Below are 19,604 nucleotides of genomic sequence, written 5' to 3'. Positions count from 1 at the left end.
CAGCGCGTGCCGGCTCCATCTGAGGCGACGTGCGGGCAGAATCCGACCGCGAGCGCCGCTGGAAATTGTCGATAGCGTGTTGGGAAGTTTTGCTGATCGGGGATCAGGCCCGGTCAGCGCCGGGAGCTAACGCCTAAACGCGTCCAGCACCGTCGAACGCGGGCGCGCGATCTGCGAAATAAACGACTTCATGCGCATCTCCCCGGTTCGAGTAAGGAAGCGCTGCTTATAAATGCATCACGCGCGATTGGCAAGGTAACATCGGCGTGAGTGCGTCAATGTGTCGGCGATATCAGCTATTCACGCGACCGGGCGCAGCCCGCGCGCCGATGCGATGCACTCAGCCCGGCGACAACGGCACACTTTCGTAGCCCGGATGAGCGAAGCGATATCCGGGGCCGCGTCACGTTCAGTGATGAACTGCCGAGATCGGTCCCGGGCTACGAAAACCGATGACACCTAATGCGCGTCGCCGCCGCTCGCGGTCATCGACGGCGGCTTGTTGACGAACAGCACCAGAAGGCTGAGCGCGACATAGAACAACGACAGCATGAAGAAGGCATCGCCATAGCCCATCACTGCTGCCTGACGGTGCACGATCTGCGAGAGCTGCTTCATCGCCATGACGGCGGAATCGCCCATGCCCTGCATGCGCTGGGTGAACATGTTGAGGGTCTCGACCGCGGTGGTGTTGCCCCAGGTCACGCGGTCATGCAGCCGCGAGATGTGCAGATCGGTGCGGTCGTTGAGCACCTCGTTGATGACGGCGAGACCTACCGCGCCGCCGAGGTTGCGCATCAGGTTGAACAGGCCGGAGGCGTTCTTGACGCGATCCTGCGGCAACGTCGCGAGCGCGATGTTGTTGGTCGGCACCATGGCGCACATCATGCCGATGCCGCGCAGGATCTGCGGCAGCAGCAGCTCGTAGAAATCATAGTCGCGGGTGATCCAGGTCATCTGCCAGGAGCCGAGCGCGAAGGTGACGAGGCCGAAGGCGATGATGTAGCGCAAATCGACCTTCTGCATCAGCCGCCCGACCACCGGCGCCATCAAGAACATGGTGACGCCGGAGACGAACATGGTCTCGCCGATCATCAGCGCGCTGTAGCCGCGAACCTCCGCGAGATAGCGCGGATAGACATAAGTCAGGCCATAGAGCCCGATGCCGATGCAGAACTGCAGCACGCAGCCGACCGCGAAGTTGCGGTTACTGAAGGCGTAGAGATCGACGATCGGCTCCTCCGCGGTCAAGACGCGCCAGAAGAACGCGACCGCCGAGACGAAGCCAATCGCGGCGCAGACCGCGACCGAGGTGTCCTGCAGCCACTCATATTGCGGCCCCTCCTCCAGCACATATTCAAGCGAGCCGAGGAAGCCGCCCATGAAGATCAGGCCCCACCAGTCGAAGCGCTCGAGCAGCGCGAAGTTCGGCTGGTCGAAATCGACCAGCGCCAGCACGCCCGCCGTGATGATGACGCCGGGCACGATGTTGATGAAGAACAGCCAGTGCCACGACATCAGGTCGGTGATGTAACCGCCGACGGTCGGTCCAACGGTCGGCGCCAGCGTCGCGACGAGGCCGATGATCGGCGCCACGATGTGGAATTTGGTGCGCGGGAAGATCGTGTAGGCCGAGGCGAACACCGTCGGGATCATGCCGGCGCCGAGAAAACCCTGCAGCGCGCGCCACAGGATCATCTGCTCGATCGAGGAGGCGAAGCCGCACAGCAGGCTCGAGGCGGTGAAGCCGAACGCGGAGATCGCGAACAACAGCCGCGTGCCAAGCGCGCGCGACAGGAATCCGGACAACGGAATCGCGATCACTTCGGCGATCAGATAGGCGGTCTGCACCCACGACACTTCGGTCGAGGATGCCGACAGGCCGGCCTGGATCTCGGACAGCGAGGCCGAGACGATCTGGATGTCCAGGATCGACATGAACATGCCGAACACCATGATGATGAAGGCAACCAGCCGCTTCGGCTGGATGCGCTCGGACTCCGGGGCGCCGGTCATCATCGAGGGCGAAGCAGTGGTCGTATCAGCCATGGGCTCATCGGCTCCGAGCCTCGGACTCTGTCCGAAGCTTCAAGACATCACTGCGGATGGATCATCATCGGCGCGTCGAGATCGGTTTCGGCGTCGGCATCGGCCGCGCCTTCGCGGGTGTCGACGGTGGTGTAGACCGACATGCCGGCGCGCAAGAGGCCCTGCTTGGCGACGCTGGCAGGCACGCGGATGCGGACCGGCAGGCGCTGCACGATCTTGGTGAAGTTGCCGGTGGCGTTGTCGGGCGGCAGCAGCGTGAACACCGAGCCCGCCGCCGGCGAAATGCTGTCGACGAGGCCGGTGAACTTGCGGAAGCCGTAGGCGTCGACCTTGATCGTCACCCGCTGCCCGGTGCGGATGCGCTTGAGCTGGGTCTCTTTATAGTTGGCGTCGATGTAGACGCCGTCGAGCGGCACCACGTTGCCGAGCCGCTGGCCCACATTGATATAGTCGCCGGTGTTGACCAGGCGGTTGGAGAAGGTGCCGTCGACCGGCGCACGGACATTGGTGAATTCGAGATCGCGCTCGGCCTTGGCGAGCTGGGTCTGCAATTCGGCGAGCTGGGCGCGGGCCTCGGCCTGCTGCGCCTTGGTCACCTCGACATTGTCCTTGGCCGCATCATAGGCCGCCTGCGCGGACCGCACGCTGGCCGCGCCCTGATCACGGCCGGCCTCCGAGACTTCGAAGGTGGCACGCGAGGCAAAACCTTTGGTGCTGAGCGCCTGCTGCCGATCGAAATCGAGATCGGCGCGCTTCAGGCCGGCCTGAGCGGACACCAGCTGGGCCTGCGCCTGCTCGACCGAGCTCGCCGCCGCCGCAACCTGGCGGCCGATGCGCTCGATCGTCGCCTGCTGGGTCGCGATCCTGGTGCGCGCGGCGTCGGCCGCGATACGGTAGTCGCCATCATCGATCCGGAAGATCACGTCGCCTGCGCGCACCAGCGCGTTGTCGCCGGGCAGGATCGCAGCGATATGGCCCGCGACGCGCGCGCCGAGCATGGAGTTGTTGGCGCGGACATAGGCATCGTCGGTCGAGACGTAGAAGCGCCCGACCATCAGGTAATAGGCGGCATAGCCCGCGGCAGCGAGCGCGAGCAGGCCGACCACGCCCATCATCACGAATTTGCGCCTGCCGGATTTCGGCGCCGGCGCCGCAGTGGACGAAGCCGCCGGCTGCTCGGGCGCAGACGCGGGCGGCGCCTCCGCGGGACGCTTGGCTTCGTCAGCCCGGCCCTGCTCGCCGAGATCGGCGGATGCATCGCGCGCGATCGCGTCCTCGGCCATCTCAGGCTCGGAACGAACAATGCGTGCAGCCTGATCCCGTGCTACGGCCATGGCCGAGGCTCCCCACAAAAATCTTGACGCGCGCGATGGCGGAATAAGGGCCGTGCGGCGCATCGTCACTCCCAAGATACCATTGACCGAACGGTTCGGTCAATATACATTCCCGCCCGCTAGATTATAAAGCTTCGATTCTTCCCTTTCCTACTTTGGGTTGAGTTCTCGCCCGAGAAGCTAAATCAATGGTTGCAGCGCCCCGAACCTCCCTCCAGTCCGTCGGCGAGGAGGAATCGTCGAAACGCCGCCAGATCCTGGACGGCGCCCGTAAGATATTCCTGGAGCTCGGCTTTGACGGCGCGAGCATGGGCGAGATCGCGCGCGCTGCCGGCGTCTCCAAGGGCACGCTCTACGTCTATTTCCCCGACAAGGCCGGGCTGTTCGCGGCGATCGTCGAGGAGGAAAAGCTCGAGCAGGGCAAGGTCGCCTTCAATTTCGATCCGGCGCGCGACGTCGACACCACCCTCCCCGAATTCGGCCGCGCCTATGTCGCGGTGTTGTGCCGGCCCGGCGGCGGCTCGGCGATCCGCACCGTGATGGCGATCGCCGAGCGGATGCCCGAGCTCGGCAGCCGGTTCTACACCCACGTCATCGCCCACACCGTCGACCGCTTCGCCGCCTATCTCGAGGCGCGCGCCGCGCTCGGCGAGCTCGTGATCGACGACTACCAGCTCGCGGCCTGGCAATTCATGCAGATGTGCCAGGCGACGCTGTTCCAGGCGTTCATCTTCCAGGCCAGGCCGTCGCCCTCGCCGGAGCGGATCGCAACCGTCGTCGACAGCGCGACGCGCGTGTTCTTCGCGGCGTACCGGCCGAAGCCCGGGTGAGATCGACGTCTTATCGCGGACCAGCGCGCTCTTCGTCCCGTCATGCTGAGGTGCTCGCGTAGCGAGCCTCGAAGCATGCGCGGCCCGGCTGGTGGCCGTCGTGCTTGAGACGGCTGCGGAGTTTATCATCGGGCCGCGCTTTGCGCGGACCCGTTGGCAGCCTCATCAACATGACGGACGTAGATTCTTTAGATCGTCACGGGGGTATTGTTCTCCAGCCGTCGATGTGCACGATCAATAACTCCAGCACGACGAGGCGATCGACCATGAACGACCTCACCATCCGACAGATGCAGCCGGACGAGATCGCGCTCGCGGTGGACTGGGCCGCGGCGGAGGGATGGAATCCTGGTCTCGCAGATGCGCCCTGCTTTGCCGCCGAGGACCCGCAGGGCTTCTTCATCGGCGAGCTCGATGGCGAGCCGGCCGCGGTGATCTCCTGCGTCAATTACGGCGCGCAATTTGCCTTCCTCGGCTTCTACATCGTGCGTCCGGATCTGCGCGGCCGCGGCCATGGCCTGAAGATCTGGAATGCGGCCATCGCGCATGCGCGCCCGCGCGTGATCGGGCTCGATGGCGTGGTGGCGCAGCAGGCGAACTACCAGAAGTCCGGCTTCGCGCTCGCCTACGCCAATGTGCGCTACGGCGGCACTGTCGCTGCACCATCCGCGCCGAGCGACGGCACCGTCGCGCTGACCGATCTGCCGATGGCGCTGATCGAAGCCGATGACGCCACTGTGTTTCCCGCACCGCGGCCGGCATTCCTGCGCGCCTGGATCAACACGTCAGGACATGTCGGGCGCGCGCTGATGCGCGACGGCAGGCTGGCCGGCTGGGGCGTGATCCGCCCGTGCCGGACCGGCCGCAAGATCGGTCCGCTGGTTGCCGATGACCGTGCCGGCGCCGAGGCCGTTGTCGCGGCATTGCTCGCGAGCGCGGGCAGCGGCGAGGTCTTCCTCGATGTCCCCGCGGTCAACCGCGACGCCGTCGCGCTGGCGCAAGGCCTCGGGCTGTCACCGGTGTTCGAGACCGCGCGGATGTATACCGGCGCGATCCCGCCACTCCGGATCGATCGCGTGTTCGGCGTCACGACGTTCGAGCTCGGTTAGAGCGAGAGATTTCTGAATATTAGAAATATATCCGTGAGTTGCCCGACGTGTCAAGTGGCTAGGTCGAACGCCTGCCACCGCCGGCTCCTTTGCATGGGGTTGTTTTCGATATTTTCGCAACGCGCCTCCCCCGCAAGTGCCCGCAAGCGGGAGAGGGAGCGCGGCTGCAATTCAAACCCGAGCTAGTTCGCCGCCGCGTTGACCTCCGGCGTAGCGACGTTGTCCTGCTCGACCTCCTCGGGCAGGCCGGCGAAGCGCCGCAGCGCCTTCGCCATCTTCACGCGGCCGGCAACGCCGGTGATGATGACGTCGACCATCACGAACGACGAGTGGAAGTGGCCCTGCGCCTTGAGCTGCTCGACCTTGACGCCGGCCTTGGCGAGCGCGTCGCCATAGGCGATGCCCTCGTCGCGCAATGGATCGAACTCGCTGGTCGCGATGAACGTCGGCGGCAGGCCTTCGAGCTTGCCGCGCAGCGGCGCGACGCGCGGGTCGGTGCGGTCGGCCGGCGAGCAGTACAGGTCCCAGAACCAGTACATCAGCCCGCGGGTCAGGAAATAGCCGGTCGCGTTGTCGACATAGGACGGCCGGTCGAATGTGGAATCGGTGACCGGACAGATCAGGAGCTGGCCCGCGATCTCGGGCCCGCCGCGATCGCGCGCGAGCTGGCACGTGACGGCCGCGATGTTGCCGCCGGCGCTCCAGCCCGCGACCAGCAGCGGCCCTGCCCTGCCGCCGAGCTCGGCGCTATGGGCCGCGATCCAGCGCGTCGCCGCAAAACCGTCCTCGGCCGCGGCCGGGAAGCGATGCTCGGGCGCATGGCGATAGCCGACACTGACGATGATCATGCCGGTGCGCCGGCACAGGTCGCGGCAGAACGGATCGTCCGACATCTCGTCGCCGAGCACCCAGCCGCCGCCGTGGAAATACACCACGATCGGATGCGGCCCCGGCGTCGCCGGCCGGTACAGCTTGTACGGCAGCGGACCGTCCGCGCCCTGCAGCATGCCGCTGCCGACCTCGCCGACCGGGCGGCCAAAGGGACGCCCCTTGTTGAATTCGGCGAGGAAGTCGCGCGCGCCCTGGGCCCCCATCGTCTCGAGCGGCGGCAGGTTCATTTCGCCGAGCAGGTTCAGCACCAGCCGCACATCCGGCTGCAGGCGCACGATCTCGCCGTCATTGCATTGCTCGGCAACGCCGGGACCCGAGAGCTTGAAGCCGAGCATGCCGCGGCCGACCACCTCGTTGCAGATGCTGCGATACGGACCGACGCCGCCCGTATAAGGCATCACGCCTTGCGGCTTGCCGGGCACGTTGGCGCCCGTGTACCAGGTGTTGGCGAGCCGGTGCAGCGTCAGCGTCGCGCAATCGGCCATGTGCCGTTCCCAGCCGGCCTGCGCGGTCTCGGTCGCTTCCATCGTGGTGAAGCCGGCGTCGCGCAGCGCGGCGATCCGCTCCACCACCCAATCGACGTGCTGCTCGATCGAGACAGCCATGTTCGACAGCACCGACGGGCTGCCGGGACCGGTGATCATGAACAGATTGGGAAAGCCCGCGACGGTGACGCCGAGATAGGTCTGCGGTCCGTGCGCCCAGACATCCGACAGCGACTTGCCGCCGCGGCCGGAGATCGGATGCACCGCCATGATCGCCCCGGTCATCGCGTCGAAGCCGGTGGCGAACACGATGACGTCGACGTCGAACTTGCGTCCGTTGGTGATGATGCCGCTGGCGGTAATCCCCTTGATCGGCTCCTGCCGCAGATTCACCAGCGTCACGTTGGGACGGTTGTAGGTCGCGTAGTAGTTGGTATCGAGGCAGGGACGCTTGGCGCCGAACGGATGATCGTGCGGGGCCAGCGCCGCCGCCGTCTCCGGATCCTTGACCACAGCGCCGATCTTCTCGCGGATCAGGTCGGCGACCAGTCTGTTGCCGTCGACATCGACCGCCTGGTCGGCCCAGAGCTGGGTCAGGATGTGGACGAGGTCGCCCGCCGCCCACGCCTTCTCGAACCGCTCGCGGCGCTCGGCGTCGCTCAATTGCCAGCTCACCACGGTCTGCTGCGGATAGGGCACGCCGGCCATCGACCAGCGCGCCTGGTCGCGATAGGCAGCACGGTCGCTCTCGAAATAGGTCTTGCGATCCTCGGGCGCTGGGCCGTTGCCCGCGGGCAGCGCGAAGTTCGGGGTGCGCTGGAACACGGTGAGCTGCGCGGCCTGCTCGGCGATGATCGGTATGGACTGAATGCCCGACGATCCGGTGCCGATCACGGCGACGCGCTTGCCCTTGAGATCGACGCCCTGATGCGGCCAGCGGCCGGTGAAATAGATCTCGCCCTTGAAGTCCTTGACGCCGTCGATCTCCGGGGGCTTCGGCGACGACAGGCAGCCGGTCGCCATGATGTAGTAGCGGCACGAGACGTCGGCGCCGTTGTTGGTCGAGATCTGCCAGCGCGAGGTCGCATCATTCCAGGTCGCCTGCGTGACCTTGGTGCCGAACCTGATGTCGCGACGCAGATCGTAGCGGTCGGCGACGAAGCCGAGATAGCGCAGGATTTCCGGCTGGGTCGCGTATTTCTCCGACCAGGTCCAGGCCTGATCGAGCTCGGGATCGAAGGTGTAGCTGTAGTCGATGGTCTGGATGTCGCAGCGCGCGCCGGGATAACGATTCCAGTACCAGGTGCCGCCGACGTCGGCGCCCTCCTCGAGCGCGATCGCCGAGAAGCCCGCCTTGCGCAACCGATGCAGCAGGTAAAGTCCGGCGAAGCCGGCGCCGACCACCGCAACGTCGACCTGCTGCGTGGTTCCGCTCTGCGTGGAGTCTGAAGCGCGTGCTGCAACTGCTGCGTCTGGCATGCCATTCCTCCGGTATGTTTTGATTTGACGGAAGGCTAGCCCTGCGCCTTCAGTTTGTCATCACGACAAACGCAATCAGAGGTCGCCGCAATTGTGACGCCCGCGGCCTGGAGCGCGCCGCGCAGCGCGTAGACGCAACTGGTGACGTAAGTTGTGGCGACGCAACGGGTACGAACGGCGCCGCACACTTTGATGTCGTCCCGGCGAAAGCCGGGACCCATACTCCGCGGCGGATGTTGTGGACGGGACTCGTCGTTCCATCGACGCGCAACGATGACCATCGGTGGTTATGGGTCCCGGCTTTCGCCGGGACGACACCGAATATTTGGTGCCGCTTGTGAATCACAAGCTCACTTGCTCCTCAGAGTCTGTCTATGAGTCAGGCCCTGGGGATGACGGGTTTAGCAGTTGCCTCAAATCGACCGCATCAATCCGCCGTCGACGCGGATGTTCTGGCCGGTGATGTAGCCCGCGCCGTCGGAGACGAGGAAGCTGATGGTTGCGGCGATCTCCTCCGCCTTGCCGTAGCGCTTCATCGGCACGCTGTCGCGGCGCTCGTCGGTTGCCGGCAGGCTGTCGATCCAGCCTGGCAGCACGTTGTTCATGCGCACATTGCTGGCGGCGTAGCTGTCGGTGAACAGTTTGGTGAACGCGGCGAGCCCGGCGCGGAACACCGCCGAGGTCGGAAACATCGCGCTCGGCTCGAACGCCCAGGCGGTGGAGATGTTGACGATCGCGCCCGACTTCTGCGCCTGCATGTGAGGCGCGACGAGACGCGTCGGGCGGATCACGTTCATCAAATAGACGTCGAGACCGGTGTGCCACTGCTCGTCGGTCAGTTCGAGCACACCCGCGCGCGGGCCATGGCCAGCGCTGTTGACCAGCGCATCGATGCGGCCCCAGCGCGCCATCACGCCGTCGACGGCGCGCTTCAGATCATCGTTGGAACGGTTCGAGCCGGTGAAGCCGAGGCCGCCGAGCTCCTTCGCCAGCGCCTCGCCCTTGCCCGACGACGACAGGATCGCAACGCGGAAACCATCGGCCGCGAGGCGCCGCGCCGCCGCCGCTCCCATGCCGCTGCCGCCCGCGGTTACGAGCGCGACCTTCTCCAAAGCCATGACCTGATATCCCTTCTTGTTGCTTCGTTCGGGGCGACCCTAGCACTGCCGATCGCAGCGCGCGACATCGCGCCTGCTTTGCGTCACCGGACGAAATGCGGCATGGTGACCGACATCGTTCTCCGGTACGCAGTATTCACATGACATCCCTCCTTCGACACCTTGTCATCGCCGCCGCGCTGCTGTTCGCCGGTCCCGCACTCGCGCAGACCCGGTCCATCACCGTCGCCTCGACGACATCGACCGAACAGTCCGGCCTGTTCGGCTATCTGCTGCCGCGGTTCTCGGAGACCTCGGGCATTGCCGTGAAGGTGGTCGCGGTCGGCACCGGACAGGCGCTCGACATCGGACGGCGCGGCGATGCCGATGTCGTGTTCGTGCATGATCGCGTGGCCGAAGAGAAATTCCTGGCCGAGGGCTTTGCGACCAGGCGATATGACGTGATGTACAACGATTTCGTCATCGTCGGCCCGAAGGCCGATCCGGCGCATATCGCCGGCGACAAGGATGTCGCGGATGCCCTGCGCAAGATCGCTGCGACCAGTTCGGCCTTCATCTCGCGCGGCGACCACTCCGGCACGCACGAGGCCGAGCTGCGGCTCTGGAAGGCGGCCGGCGTCGATCTCGGCTCAGCGAAGGGCCAGTGGTATCGCGAGATCGGCCAGGGCATGGGTCCGGCGCTCAACATGGCATCCGCGTCGAATGCCTATGTGCTGTCCGACCGCGGCACCTGGCTGTCGTTCAAGAACCGCGGCGAGCTCGCCGTGCTGACCGAAGGCGACCGGCGGCTGTTCAACCAGTACGGCGTGATGCTGGTCAATCCGGCGAAACATCCGACGGTGAAGGCCGCGGACGGCGAGGCCTTCATCGACTGGCTGGTCTCGCAGGCCGGGCAGTCAGCCATCGCCGGCTACAAGGTCGGTGGCGAGCAGCTATTTTTCCCCAACGCCGCGCACTAGCAGAAACGCGATCGTGCTGACGCTGACGCTCAGCGCAAGCAGGATGACGCCGAGCCCGAGACCGAGCGCCAGCTCGCCCTTGCTGGTCTCGAGCGCAATCGCGGTCGTCATCGTTCGCGTATAGCCGCTGATATTGCCGCCCACGATGATGATGGCGCCGACCTCCGCGATGGCGCGGCCGAAGGCGGCGAGGAACGCGGTGAGCAGCGAGGCGCGGCCGAGCGAGAACACCAGCGCAAGGCTGCGCAGGCGGGACAGGCCGTCGGTGCGGATCAAATCGGCATATTCCGCCCACAGCAGCGCGACCGGACGATGCACCAGCGCAACCACGATCGGCGTCGCCAGGATGACCTGCGCCACCACCATCGCCGTCGGCGTGAACAGCAGCCCGGCGAAGCCCAGCGGTCCGGATCGCGACAGCAGCAGATAAAGCCCGAGGCCGACCACGACCGGCGGCAGGCCGAGACAGGCATTGGCGAGCACGATCACCACCTGCCGTCCGCGAAACCTCGATATCGCAAGCCAGCCGCCGATCGGCGCGCCGATCAGAAGCGCGAGCAGGCTCGCCAGCAGGCTGACGCGCAACGACAATGCGACGATCCCAAGCAGGACCGGATCGCGACCGGCTATCAGCGATGCCGCCGCCGTGATCGACTGTGCGAAATCATTCATGCCGGCACGTTTTGCCCGCACAACGTGCGCATCGTCAAATCGCAGGAACGATCAGTCGCTCAGGCCGGCGCGCCGTTCTTGAGCAGCTTGGCCACGGCCGCGACCAGTTCGTCAGGCGAGAACGGCTTGTTCAGCAGCACGCTGTCCGGCACGCCCCGGGTCGGCCACTCGTCGCCGCCGCCGCCGGTGATGTAGAGCACCGGGAATGACGGGTCGATCTCGCGGGCGCCGCGCGCCACGCGCCAGCCGTCGAGCCGTCCGAGCAGGCGGATGTCGGTGACCAGTGCTGAGTATTTGGTGCGGAACGCCTTCAGCAGCGTCAACGCTTCCTCGCCCGAGCCCGCGATCGCCGGCTCATAGCCGCCGTCCCTCAGGGCGTCCTCTACCATCATCTGAAGATCACGATCGTCTTCGATGACGAGAATGATCGGCGCGTCTTGCAAAGCTATCCCCCAGAAATCAGCCGGGTGCGCCCGGCTCCGAAGCATATGCAGCATAAAAGTGGCTACCGTTTGCACGGTGTCACCCAGTAAAAATACGGGTATCAGACGCGTCCCTATTCGTCGGCGAATTCGTCTTCTTCGTTGACCCCCGCCTTACCCCGCGGGGCCGGCTTTCTGCCGCCGAGCGATCCTGTGACATAAGGTTCGCGCGTTGCATAGGGGTTACGGCCGCCGGCACGCGCCGCGACCTCCTCGCCCGAGACGGCGGCGGGCTGGCAGATCAGACGCCGGCTGGCCCGGCGCATCAGATCCACATGGATGTGGTCGTAGTGATAGACGTTGGACCCCGGCGCCAGCACCGTGGTGAATTGCTGGCAGGCGGCGGCCTGGACATCGCGCAGAAAGCCCTGCTCCTCCGGCAGGCCCCTCCAGCCATCCTTCACGGTGATGCGGCGACCGTCAGCCAGCGTGAAGGCTGCGATGTCGAGCGCATTGCCGAAGGCGTGCTCGGAAATATGCGCGTGCGAATTGCCGTTCATGCCGCGGCAGGAATAGGCCGAGATCTGCTTGATCTCGACGACGCGCGCGCCGAACCAGCGCTGCGCCGCCGGCTGTACGGAATCGGCGAGCCAGCGCTCGAGCACCGAGACGATCGGGCACGCCAGCGTTGCCGCCGGCTTCACTGCGACCGGGCCGACCGTCACCACCGGATTGCCGCTCGAGGGACCGAGCCGCGGCGGCGGTGGCGCGCCGGGCGGCTGCTGGGAATACGGTGCCGGTGAATAGGGCGCGGCCGCGCTGTCGCGCTGCGGATTGGATGGCAGGCCGGGATAATAAGGTCGCTCGCCCCTGGCGTCGGGCGAGCCTTCCGGCGGCAAATCGATCTCGTCCTGCTGCGGCGGAACACCGGGCGCCGACAGCGAGACCGGCCCATTCTGACGGCTGCCATAGCCCGGCTCGTTGCCATAGCTCGGCTGGCCGACGGCCTGATTGGAATACGGCGCCTGCGCGGGCGGCGGAGGCGGCTGGCGGTTGATCGGCCAGCGCGGCTGGTTGCCGACTGATGCCGGCGGGCGCAGGCTGTCGTCGGCAAATCCGTAAGCCGAACTGGCTTCACCGAGCGCGGCGACCTTGAGCGGGAACTCGGCGCCGCAGACGCCGGGACCGGAGATCGGATCGATGCGGACGAGGTCGGCGCTCTCCTTGACCGCGCCCGACTTCAGGCATGCGGCCTCGGCCTCGGCCCGCCACGGTTCGCGCTCGGCGGTCTGAAACAGACCGCGACCGCAACCAGCAAGCGACACAAGGACAAGGGAGCCGACGAGATACAAACGAACTCCACGCGTCATGGCGCGGAGGTTCTGCGAATTTGATTAAAGACTCTTCAACGCATTTCGATGCGTTGTTTTCAGCTGTCCTTAACCATGCAGCGGAACCCGGCAGGGCAACACGCGCCCTGCCGAGATGATGTCATCACCACGTGTAGCGAACGACACCCTTGCCGCCATAGGACGACGTGACGTCGGAGAACTCGCCTTCGAAGGTGAGCGCCGCCGACCAGCCGCTGGTCCAGTTCATCGCCGCGCTCGCGGTGGTGAGCACCGCATCGCTCGCCGGCGCCGCACCGTTGACCACGAAGGACGCGCCCGGCAGCGTCTGGAATGTCGCGGCAACGCTGCGATCGGTGTTGTAGTCGTGCGCCCAGGCGAGCCGGCCGCGCAGGCTGAGAATGCCATCCTGCAACGCGATCGAGCGATCGCTGCGGACGCCGAGTTCGCTGCGCGTGGCGGTGACGGTCTTGGCGCCATACGCCACCGCGAACGCGCTCGATCCCGACAGCACCTGCTCGGCATAGGACGGCAGATCGTAGGTCGTGAACTGTCCGGCGGCATAGGGCGTCAGCGCCAGCGACCACGGCGTTGTCGATCGTGAAGTTTTCGCCGGGACGGATCGCGTCCGCATTGGCCGCAGTGATCAGGCCGGTCGCGCGGTTTGTGATGTGAACGCTCGCGGCGGTCGAGATGAGATTGTCGAAGTCGATCGCCTGCCCGGTCGCCGATTTGATGATGCCGGCATTGTCGACCGAGAACCTGGCCGCGGTCGTGCTGTTGCTGCCCGACGCGCCGTTGATCTGGATGGCGTCGTCCGCCGACTGGATCGTCGCGCCCGCATTGTTGACGATTGACAGCGAGATCACGTTGTTGAGATTGGTGGTGGCGCGGATCGCGCGAGAACCTGCCGTATTGGTCGCGTCGATCATGCCGGAATTGGTGATCGTGGTGGTTCCGCCGCCGATCCGCATCACGTCGCTGCCTGATGACTTGATGCCGCCGCCGCTCTGGTTGGTGATCGAGAACACGGTGGTGTTCGACGTCGCGTTGACGAAGTCGAAGACGCGGCCGTTGCCCGTCGACTGGATGGTGCCCGCATTGTCGACGGTGACCGACCCGCTGCTCAGGCCGCCATTGATCCGGAATGCATCATTGGACGCGGTGAAGAGCGCGCCGGAATTGTTGATCAGCGTGAGATTGCCGCTGATGGCGCTGCTCGAGGTGTCGATGCCGCGCGAGGTCGCCGAGATGGTGCCGTTGTTGGTGATGACGACGCCGGGCGACGACAGGCCGGTGATCCAGGTGCCCGTCACCGACAGGCTGCTGCCGGCGGCGACCGAGCCGGTATCATTGTTGGAGACGGTCTGCGCCGTCGTGCTGTTGGGAGGAGTGCTGAAGCTTGCGGCCAGTGCCGGACAGGAGAACCCCAACGAAGTCGCAGAAATAGCCAGCGCAAGCCGGCTTGCGCGGCTCAGAAACTCAGATTTCACGTAATGCCCCCAAGTACTTATTACCGGGGTAGAGCCCCGGTCATTGCGGGCGGCAATCTGGGTATGGTTTGTGACAGGCGCACAACAAATGACGATGCTGCCTTGCGGCGCAACGACACAGGGGCGAGAGCAACCGACGGACATCCAAGCGGGTACTGCTATCGGCGCCTGGAACCGGCGCCGCCGCCGAATATATTTGCGACGCGTCAACGCCTTGATTCGGCGGCTATTTGAGCCGCGCATCGCAATGCGGCATTGCCGCGAATAGCGAGCCTGACAACAAGACTGCCTTTTTCGGCCTGGAACCCCTTGCTAGCTTTGACGTTAATGCGGGCAGCGTTGTGTGAACCGAGGGAGTTTCCCCAATGGATTTCGCGAGTCCTCTGCTGAGCAAGCTGAGCATTGTGGCCGCGTACATCGCGTTAGCCTTCGTCGGCGCCATTATTCTCGGCGTGTTCTAGGACATTCGACAGGCATGAGTTCAGCGCCCGGCGGCCGCCCCCGCCGGCGCTTTGCTGTTTTGCGTTCACTCCGCCACAACTACAGCTCGATGATCGCGATGAGGGGCTCGAATGCGATGCGCGTGCAGCGCTGCGCCGTGCAACGGCGGGGCGAGTCTTGCGGTCGCCCTTCAGGTAACGGCTTATATCTGCCCGGCGGTCGCTTCATGTGCGTCGCCGGACCCGCTATAAGAGCCGCATTGTCGAAAATGAATTGAACCTGCGGGCGACCGGCGACCAATGAAGCATTTCCTCACCGCGGCCAGGCTGTTGGCCCTCGATCTCGCCTCGGCGCTTGTCTTTCTTGTTCTGTTCCTGCTGACGCACAACACCGCGCTCGCGGTCAGCCTCGGCATCGCATTCGGCGTCGTGCAGATCGGCGTCCAGATGGTGCGCGGCAAACGGATCGACACCATGGAATGGCTGAGCCTGTTCCTGGTCGTCGCCGCCGGCTCCGCCACGCTGCTGACCCACGACCCGCGCTTCGTGCTGTTCAAGCCGAGCGTGATCTACGCCATCGTCGGCGTCGTGATGCTGAAGCCCGGCTGGCTCAACCGCTACCTGCCCGAGATCGCACAGAAGGTCGTGCCCGATGTCGCCGTCAAGGTCGGCTATGCCTGGGCCGCCCTGATGTTCATCTCCGCCGCGGTGAACGCCATCGTCGCGCTGACCTGCGAGATCACGACATGGGCCGTCGTGATGCCGATCTTCGGCATCTTGAGCAAGATCGTGGTGTTCCTCGGCGGCTTTGCCGCGCTCCGCCTCACCGCGAGGCGCCGTATCCGCGCCATGCCTGAGACGCAGCGCGAGGCCGTGCTCGCGCTCGAAGGGGCACCGGCGCCAGCTGCGCCGTAGCCCCCGACCGGGGTGTGGTCGACGAAACAAACGGCCCGCGCGACGAAACCATTTTGCCGTGACAACGAAGAATTGCTGAAACCAAGCCTGCCTAGTGATCGGTTCGACAACGCGCTGCTTCGGCGCGATCACAAGGGGGACATGATGGCTTTCACCGCTTCCGCGCTTCGTCACGGCAAACTGCTGGCGGCAACCGCGTTCACGCTCGGTCTGCTGACCTCGGCGTCCTATGCCTACACCGACGAGCAGCAACAGATGTGCACCAGCGACGCCATGCGGCTGTGCAGCTCGGAAATCCCCGACGTCGATCGCGTCACCGCCTGCATGATCCGTCAGCGCGCGCTGCTCAGCGACGGCTGCAAGGCGGTGTTCCACTACGTGCCGCCGGCGGCTGCGCAACCCGCGAATTATGCGCCCGCGGCCAAGCCGGCGAAACCGCTCAATATCACTCCTCACAAGCGCGGCTAAGCAAAACCCCAACAGCGACCAGGCACCGCGCTTCCGGCAACGGAGCGCGGTGCTTGATCGTTTCGGTCCGCCATGACAACAAGGCACGACCGTTCATCCGGCATTCAGCCTGACGCGGCTCAATTGCCGTCCCCACTGCCTCCCCCGGGAATCGATGGCGATGCGCCGCAGCCTTCTCTTTGCGCTTCTGCTTGGCGCCGGCGTCACGATCGGTTGGCAATCAGCGGCCAATGCCGCGCCGGACTTGACGCGGCTTGCACAGGCGCAACCTGCACAGGCGCCCGCCCCGGCGCCGAGTGCGACGCCGCCTACGCCCGCTCCCGCAACACCCGCGCCTGCAACGCCGGCGCCGGCCGCGAGCGCGCAGCCCGCAGCGCCCGAGCCGATCGGCAACGTGGCGACACTGACAGGAACCGCGACCGTCACGCGCAACAGCACCGCGACGCCGCTGCAGATCCGCGACGACATCTTTGCCAATGACGAGGTCGCGACATCAGCGACCTCCTCGCTCGGCATCACCTTCAACGACGGCACCACCTTCAACCTGCGCGCCAATGCCAGGATTACGATCGACAATTATGTCTATGAGGACGGCGGCCAGCAGAACAGTGCGCTGTTCAACGTCACCAAGGGAACGGCGGCCTTCGTTGCCGCCGCGGTCGCCAAGACCGGCGACATGAAGATCTCGACCCCGACCGCGACGCTCGGCATCCGCGGCACCACCGGCCTCGTCGAGGTGCCCGAAGGCGCCACCGCGACCAGCAGGAATGTCGGCATCAAGCTCTATCCCGACGCCGACGGACATGTCGGCCGCATCGAGGTCAACGACCGCAGCGGTGCCTCGCTCGGCGTGCTGACGCGCGGCGCCAGCGGCTTTGCGATTCGTCCGGGCACCGGCGGTGCCCGCTTCGCCGCGGTGCCGCTGACGATCTCGCCGCAACAGATCACGCGCGACCAGGGCTTTGTGCGCCAGGTCCATAGCGCGCAGACGCTGGGCCGCCAGGTCGTGACCGAGCAGCGCGACTTCCGCCGCGCCAATCCCGATTTCCGCAGGGCCAATCCGGCCGCGCCCTATCCGAACCGCGGCCAGCCCGTGCAGCCGAACCCGCAGCGCCAGAACGGCCTGCCGGGCCAGAAGCGCAACACGCCGCAGCAGCCGGGTCAGCAAAACCGTCCGGGCCAGATGCAGCAGCCCGGTCAGCCGAACCGTCCCGGCCAGCAACCGGGCACGCCTGGCCGGCGAGGTTCGCAGCAGCGGCCCGGCACGCAGCAGCAAGGCGGCGCACAGCATGCGCTGCCCGGCCAACCCGGCGGCGCGACGCTGCCGCACGCGCCCGGCGTCCAGACGCCAGCCGGACAACAGCCGGCGGGACAACAGCCAACGCGCCAAGCCCCCACGCAAGAGCCCGCGCGCCAAGGCGGCACGACGCAACCCGGCGGACAACAATCGCCGGCACGTCAAGGCGGTCTGCAGCCCGGCCGCACCCAGGCGCCGGGCGGCGTGCGCCAGCCAGGACCACCAGCGGCCCAGCCGGGTCAATCGGGCGCGCCGCGACAAGGCACCGCGCAGCCCGTGCCGCAGGCGCCCGGCCAGATCCGACCCGGCATCCAGCAAGCCGCACCGGGCATACAACGGCCCGCGGTGCAGGCGCGGCCAGGCTTCCAGCAACGGCGCGCGCCGCCTCCGCCGCGCGGCGCGAAGCCTCCACCCAGGGACAAGCGCCAGTAACTGAGATCACAGCAATGTCGATCAAACGAGCGAATGGCGCCGGCGAGTTACGCCGGCGCCATGCACAGATCGACCAATGCCGAGCGGCAGGTCAGCCGCGCCTGGTGATCACGGCCTCCAGATATTCGCTCGGGATCACCAGCGTGCCGTCCCTGGCGATATTGAACTGGTCCATCAGGCTGAACATGTCGGCGGCGAGCAATTGCTGCTTGACCGGATCGATCGCCCCGAACGCCTTCAGCACGGGCCCGTAATAGGTGCGGAAGATCTCGAGGAAATGCTCGCGCGACCTGTAACGGAAATTGAAGTGCCTGCGCCTGGCATCGAGCGTCGCCTGCGGGCCGAACAAGGCGCCGAGATGCGCCTCGGTGCCCCACAGCGCGGGAGACTTCACGCCCGGCGCCGGCGGCACATACTTCCCGATGGTCTTGAACAGCTGGCCGATGAAACCTTCCGGCGTCCAGCTTGCGAGGCCGATCTTGCCGCCGATGCGGCAGACGCGGCGCAGTTCATTCGCCGCCTGCTGCTGATCGGCGGTGAACATGACCCCGAAGGTCGACAGCACGACATCGAAGCTGGCATCGGCAAACGGCAGCTTCTCCGCGTCCGCTTCCTGGAACGTGATGGGCAGACGCTCCGCCGCCGCCCGCTCGCGGCCGCGCTCGAGCAACGCCGCGACGTAGTCGGTCGAGACCACGTCGGCAAAGCGCCGCGCCGCAGCCAGCGTCGCATTGCCGTTGCCGGCGGCGACGTCGAGCACCATCTGATTGCTGCGCAGGTCGACTGCCTCGCAGAGCATCTCGCCGACGATCTGGAGCGTGGTGCCGACGATCGCGTAGTCGCCCGAGCTCCAGGTGGCTTGCTGGCGCGCCTTGACGGCGGCGAGATCGACAGTCGGCATTTCGGTCTGAACGTTCATGTGCATCTCCTTTGAAAATGTGGTGCGGCTCGAGGCGAGGCCGCCGGCTTCGCCGAAAGTCCGCGGGTTGCGCCAAAAAACGGCGTCGAGCAGTGCAATGACTTCAAATGTGCTGCGCGCTATGTGCGGCGGTCGAGCAGGACCGGGATGGTCGATGCGGCAACTATGCTCCAGTCCGAGCGATGCCTGCAGCCGTGGCTGCTACGCTGCGTCGAGGCGGCCTGCTGCGCAGGAGCTGCACGATGCGCCAGAACGACAGGTTCCTCCGCTCGGGTGAACACGGGCGAGGACAAACCCGCGATCACCAGCCCGAGCAGCGCGCTTCGCCCGATCGGCCGTGAGCAGCGGTTCCCGGCGCCCTTCGACTGGCCGCCGGCGTCGCGCGGCATCAGGCGACTGGCCTGCCGCTCGCGATGGGCGAGCATGCCTGCGACCGATTGATTGACGATCCGGCGGATCCGCAAAAGCAGGAAGGAAAAATGCCTTCGTACCGGACTTGAAATGGATTCCATGAATGAAATCGACATAATTGTTTCCTTGATCGAAGTGTGATGGCGCTCCGGATCAGGTTTGGTCGGGATACGCCATGCGACGCCGCGCAGGCGTCATTCGGCCGCAATGGGCGGTTGGACCGGATCACCACGCACCACCACGGTTGCCGCGACCTTGTAGAATTCCTCGCCCGGCATGCCGACGCAGCGCGCATGCTCCCGGATCGAGTCACCGTCACGCGCCTCGTATATGCAGAATGTGCCGATGCGACCATCCGCCTCGTGCACCACATAGCTGCGGATCCAGCGGACACGGTCCGGCATCTGCTCGTCGCCGACCCTTGCGGACGTTGCGCCGGCGAGTTCCAGCTCGCTCATGTTCGCCCAGGCGCTCGGACGGCGAATGACATAGAGTTCCATCGAAATCTCCTCGGTTGCAACTATTGAACGGC

18 protein-coding genes are annotated in these 19,604 nt (G+C 65.9%); 7 read left to right on the top strand and 11 right to left on the bottom strand.

Going from position 1 to position 19,604, the window contains the following annotated elements; genetic code table 11:
* Positions 1 to 459: 459 nt before the first annotated feature.
* Positions 460 to 2,049, bottom strand: coding sequence for a DHA2 family efflux MFS transporter permease subunit (locus J2R76_RS38695; RefSeq protein ID WP_076824108.1), 1,590 nt, complete (start codon positions 2,047 to 2,049; stop codon positions 460 to 462).
* A gap of 47 nt (positions 2,050 to 2,096) precedes the next feature.
* A complete protein-coding gene (locus J2R76_RS38690) occupies positions 2,097 to 3,383 on the bottom strand; it encodes an HlyD family secretion protein (RefSeq protein WP_253625825.1) in 1,287 nt (428 codons plus the stop codon).
* Between the two features lie 188 nt (positions 3,384 to 3,571).
* On the opposite strand from J2R76_RS38690, the gene J2R76_RS38685 reads away from it, so the two are divergent.
* Together J2R76_RS38685 and J2R76_RS38680 are read left to right on the top strand one after the other, a co-directional pair.
* Positions 3,572 to 4,213 (top strand): TetR/AcrR family transcriptional regulator, encoded by a 642-nt coding sequence (locus tag J2R76_RS38685; protein WP_253625824.1) that lies wholly within the window; start codon positions 3,572 to 3,574, stop codon positions 4,211 to 4,213.
* Between the two features lie 266 nt (positions 4,214 to 4,479).
* Entirely contained in the window at positions 4,480 to 5,322 is an 843-nt protein-coding gene (locus J2R76_RS38680) for a GNAT family N-acetyltransferase (RefSeq protein ID WP_253589621.1), read from the top strand.
* 182 nt (positions 5,323 to 5,504) lie between these two features.
* Here the strand turns inward: J2R76_RS38680 and J2R76_RS38675 are convergent, their stop codons facing one another.
* Both J2R76_RS38675 and J2R76_RS38670 read right to left on the bottom strand, forming a co-directional pair.
* Entirely contained in the window at positions 5,505 to 8,177 is a 2,673-nt protein-coding gene (locus J2R76_RS38675; protein WP_253625823.1) for an alpha/beta hydrolase fold domain-containing protein, read from the bottom strand.
* A gap of 413 nt (positions 8,178 to 8,590) precedes the next feature.
* Positions 8,591 to 9,295 (bottom strand): SDR family oxidoreductase, encoded by a 705-nt coding sequence (locus tag J2R76_RS38670; protein WP_028332574.1) that lies wholly within the window; start codon positions 9,293 to 9,295, stop codon positions 8,591 to 8,593.
* 140 nt (positions 9,296 to 9,435) lie between these two features.
* Here J2R76_RS38670 and J2R76_RS38665 point away from each other — a divergent pair, with 140 nt between their 5' ends.
* The gene (locus J2R76_RS38665; protein WP_253625822.1) at positions 9,436 to 10,254 is read left to right on the top strand and encodes a substrate-binding domain-containing protein; all 819 of its coding nucleotides are present in this window, start codon (positions 9,436 to 9,438) and stop codon (positions 10,252 to 10,254) included.
* Here the strand turns inward: J2R76_RS38665 and J2R76_RS38660 are convergent.
* The 4 genes from J2R76_RS38660 to J2R76_RS38645 form a co-directional block, all read right to left on the bottom strand.
* Positions 10,228 to 10,926 carry an ABC transporter permease gene (locus J2R76_RS38660; protein WP_016845814.1) on the bottom strand — a complete coding sequence of 233 codons (699 nt, stop codon included), beginning with the start codon at positions 10,924 to 10,926 and terminating at the stop codon, positions 10,228 to 10,230. The two genes, J2R76_RS38665 and J2R76_RS38660, sit on opposite strands and share 27 nt — an antisense overlap.
* A gap of 59 nt (positions 10,927 to 10,985) precedes the next feature.
* Entirely contained in the window at positions 10,986 to 11,369 is a 384-nt protein-coding gene (locus J2R76_RS38655) for a response regulator (RefSeq protein WP_050425581.1), read from the bottom strand.
* Positions 11,370 to 11,482: 113 nt separating this feature from the next.
* Complete coding sequence (locus tag J2R76_RS38650) at positions 11,483 to 12,718, bottom strand: extensin family protein (RefSeq protein ID WP_168857524.1); 1,236 nt, start codon at positions 12,716 to 12,718, stop codon at positions 11,483 to 11,485.
* 124 nt (positions 12,719 to 12,842) lie between these two features.
* Positions 12,843 to 13,331, bottom strand: coding sequence for an autotransporter outer membrane beta-barrel domain-containing protein (locus tag J2R76_RS38645; protein ID WP_309143562.1), 489 nt, complete (start codon positions 13,329 to 13,331; stop codon positions 12,843 to 12,845).
* A gap of 59 nt (positions 13,332 to 13,390) precedes the next feature.
* On the opposite strand from J2R76_RS38645, the gene J2R76_RS38640 reads away from it, so the two are divergent.
* The 4 genes from J2R76_RS38640 (at position 13,391) to J2R76_RS38625 (ending at position 17,742) form a co-directional block, all read left to right on the top strand.
* On the top strand, positions 13,391 to 14,194 hold the full coding sequence (locus J2R76_RS38640) for a hypothetical protein (RefSeq protein WP_253625821.1): 804 nt from the start codon (positions 13,391 to 13,393) through the stop codon (positions 14,192 to 14,194).
* 736 nt (positions 14,195 to 14,930) lie between these two features.
* Positions 14,931 to 15,545 carry an inner membrane-spanning protein YciB gene (locus tag J2R76_RS38635; RefSeq protein WP_253625820.1) on the top strand — a complete coding sequence of 205 codons (615 nt, stop codon included), beginning with the start codon at positions 14,931 to 14,933 and terminating at the stop codon, positions 15,543 to 15,545.
* Between the two features lie 141 nt (positions 15,546 to 15,686).
* Positions 15,687 to 16,013, top strand: coding sequence for a hypothetical protein (locus J2R76_RS38630; protein ID WP_063790043.1), 327 nt, complete (start codon positions 15,687 to 15,689; stop codon positions 16,011 to 16,013).
* Positions 16,014 to 16,167: 154 nt separating this feature from the next.
* Entirely contained in the window at positions 16,168 to 17,742 is a 1,575-nt protein-coding gene (locus J2R76_RS38625; protein WP_253625819.1) for a FecR domain-containing protein, read from the top strand.
* A 91-nt stretch (positions 17,743 to 17,833) separates the two neighbouring features.
* Here the strand turns inward: J2R76_RS38625 and J2R76_RS38620 are convergent, their stop codons facing one another.
* From J2R76_RS38620 to J2R76_RS38610, 3 genes are all read right to left on the bottom strand, one after another.
* Positions 17,834 to 18,661: a class I SAM-dependent methyltransferase gene (locus tag J2R76_RS38620; RefSeq protein WP_233475622.1), complete on the bottom strand. Its 828-nt coding sequence runs from the start codon at positions 18,659 to 18,661 to the stop codon at positions 17,834 to 17,836.
* A gap of 119 nt (positions 18,662 to 18,780) precedes the next feature.
* On the bottom strand, positions 18,781 to 19,188 hold the full coding sequence (locus J2R76_RS38615; protein WP_253625818.1) for a hypothetical protein: 408 nt from the start codon (positions 19,186 to 19,188) through the stop codon (positions 18,781 to 18,783).
* Between the two features lie 78 nt (positions 19,189 to 19,266).
* Positions 19,267 to 19,572 (bottom strand): nickel-binding protein, encoded by a 306-nt coding sequence (locus J2R76_RS38610; protein ID WP_057014965.1) that lies wholly within the window; start codon positions 19,570 to 19,572, stop codon positions 19,267 to 19,269.
* Positions 19,573 to 19,604 lie beyond the last annotated feature (32 nt).

Source organism: Bradyrhizobium sp. USDA 4532, assembly GCF_024171315.1.
Classification (GTDB): domain Bacteria; phylum Pseudomonadota; class Alphaproteobacteria; order Rhizobiales; family Xanthobacteraceae; genus Bradyrhizobium; species Bradyrhizobium australafricanum.
Note: the sequence above shows the minus strand (reverse complement) of the source record. Positions and strands in the feature narration are given on the sequence as shown.

Bases quoted from the DNA above. Each gene is read 5' to 3' on its own strand.
- J2R76_RS38625 (WP_253625819.1), top strand. From the start codon at position 16,168: ATGGCGATGCGCCGCAGCCTTCTCTTTGCGCTTCTGCTTGGCGCCGGC.
- J2R76_RS38650 (WP_168857524.1), bottom strand. From the start codon at position 12,718: ATGACGCGTGGAGTTCGTTTGTATCTCGTCGGCTCCCTTGTCCTTGTG.
- J2R76_RS38690 (WP_253625825.1), bottom strand. From the start codon at position 3,383: ATGGCCGTAGCACGGGATCAGGCTGCACGCATTGTTCGTTCCGAGCCT.
- J2R76_RS38610 (WP_057014965.1), bottom strand. From the start codon at position 19,572: ATGGAACTCTATGTCATTCGCCGTCCGAGCGCCTGGGCGAACATGAGC.
- J2R76_RS38635 (WP_253625820.1), top strand. From the start codon at position 14,931: ATGAAGCATTTCCTCACCGCGGCCAGGCTGTTGGCCCTCGATCTCGCC.
- J2R76_RS38675 (WP_253625823.1), bottom strand. From the start codon at position 8,177: ATGCCAGACGCAGCAGTTGCAGCACGCGCTTCAGACTCCACGCAGAGC.
- J2R76_RS38665 (WP_253625822.1), top strand. From the start codon at position 9,436: ATGACATCCCTCCTTCGACACCTTGTCATCGCCGCCGCGCTGCTGTTC.
- J2R76_RS38640 (WP_253625821.1), top strand. From the start codon at position 13,391: ATGAGATTGTCGAAGTCGATCGCCTGCCCGGTCGCCGATTTGATGATG.
- J2R76_RS38680 (WP_253589621.1), top strand. From the start codon at position 4,480: ATGAACGACCTCACCATCCGACAGATGCAGCCGGACGAGATCGCGCTC.
- J2R76_RS38620 (WP_233475622.1), bottom strand. From the start codon at position 18,661: ATGAACGTTCAGACCGAAATGCCGACTGTCGATCTCGCCGCCGTCAAG.
- J2R76_RS38685 (WP_253625824.1), top strand. From the start codon at position 3,572: ATGGTTGCAGCGCCCCGAACCTCCCTCCAGTCCGTCGGCGAGGAGGAA.
- J2R76_RS38615 (WP_253625818.1), bottom strand. From the start codon at position 19,188: ATGTCGATTTCATTCATGGAATCCATTTCAAGTCCGGTACGAAGGCAT.
- J2R76_RS38660 (WP_016845814.1), bottom strand. From the start codon at position 10,926: ATGAATGATTTCGCACAGTCGATCACGGCGGCGGCATCGCTGATAGCC.
- J2R76_RS38695 (WP_076824108.1), bottom strand. From the start codon at position 2,049: ATGGCTGATACGACCACTGCTTCGCCCTCGATGATGACCGGCGCCCCG.
- J2R76_RS38670 (WP_028332574.1), bottom strand. From the start codon at position 9,295: ATGGCTTTGGAGAAGGTCGCGCTCGTAACCGCGGGCGGCAGCGGCATG.
- J2R76_RS38645 (WP_309143562.1), bottom strand. From the start codon at position 13,331: ATGCGGACGCGATCCGTCCCGGCGAAAACTTCACGATCGACAACGCCG.
- J2R76_RS38630 (WP_063790043.1), top strand. From the start codon at position 15,687: ATGATGGCTTTCACCGCTTCCGCGCTTCGTCACGGCAAACTGCTGGCG.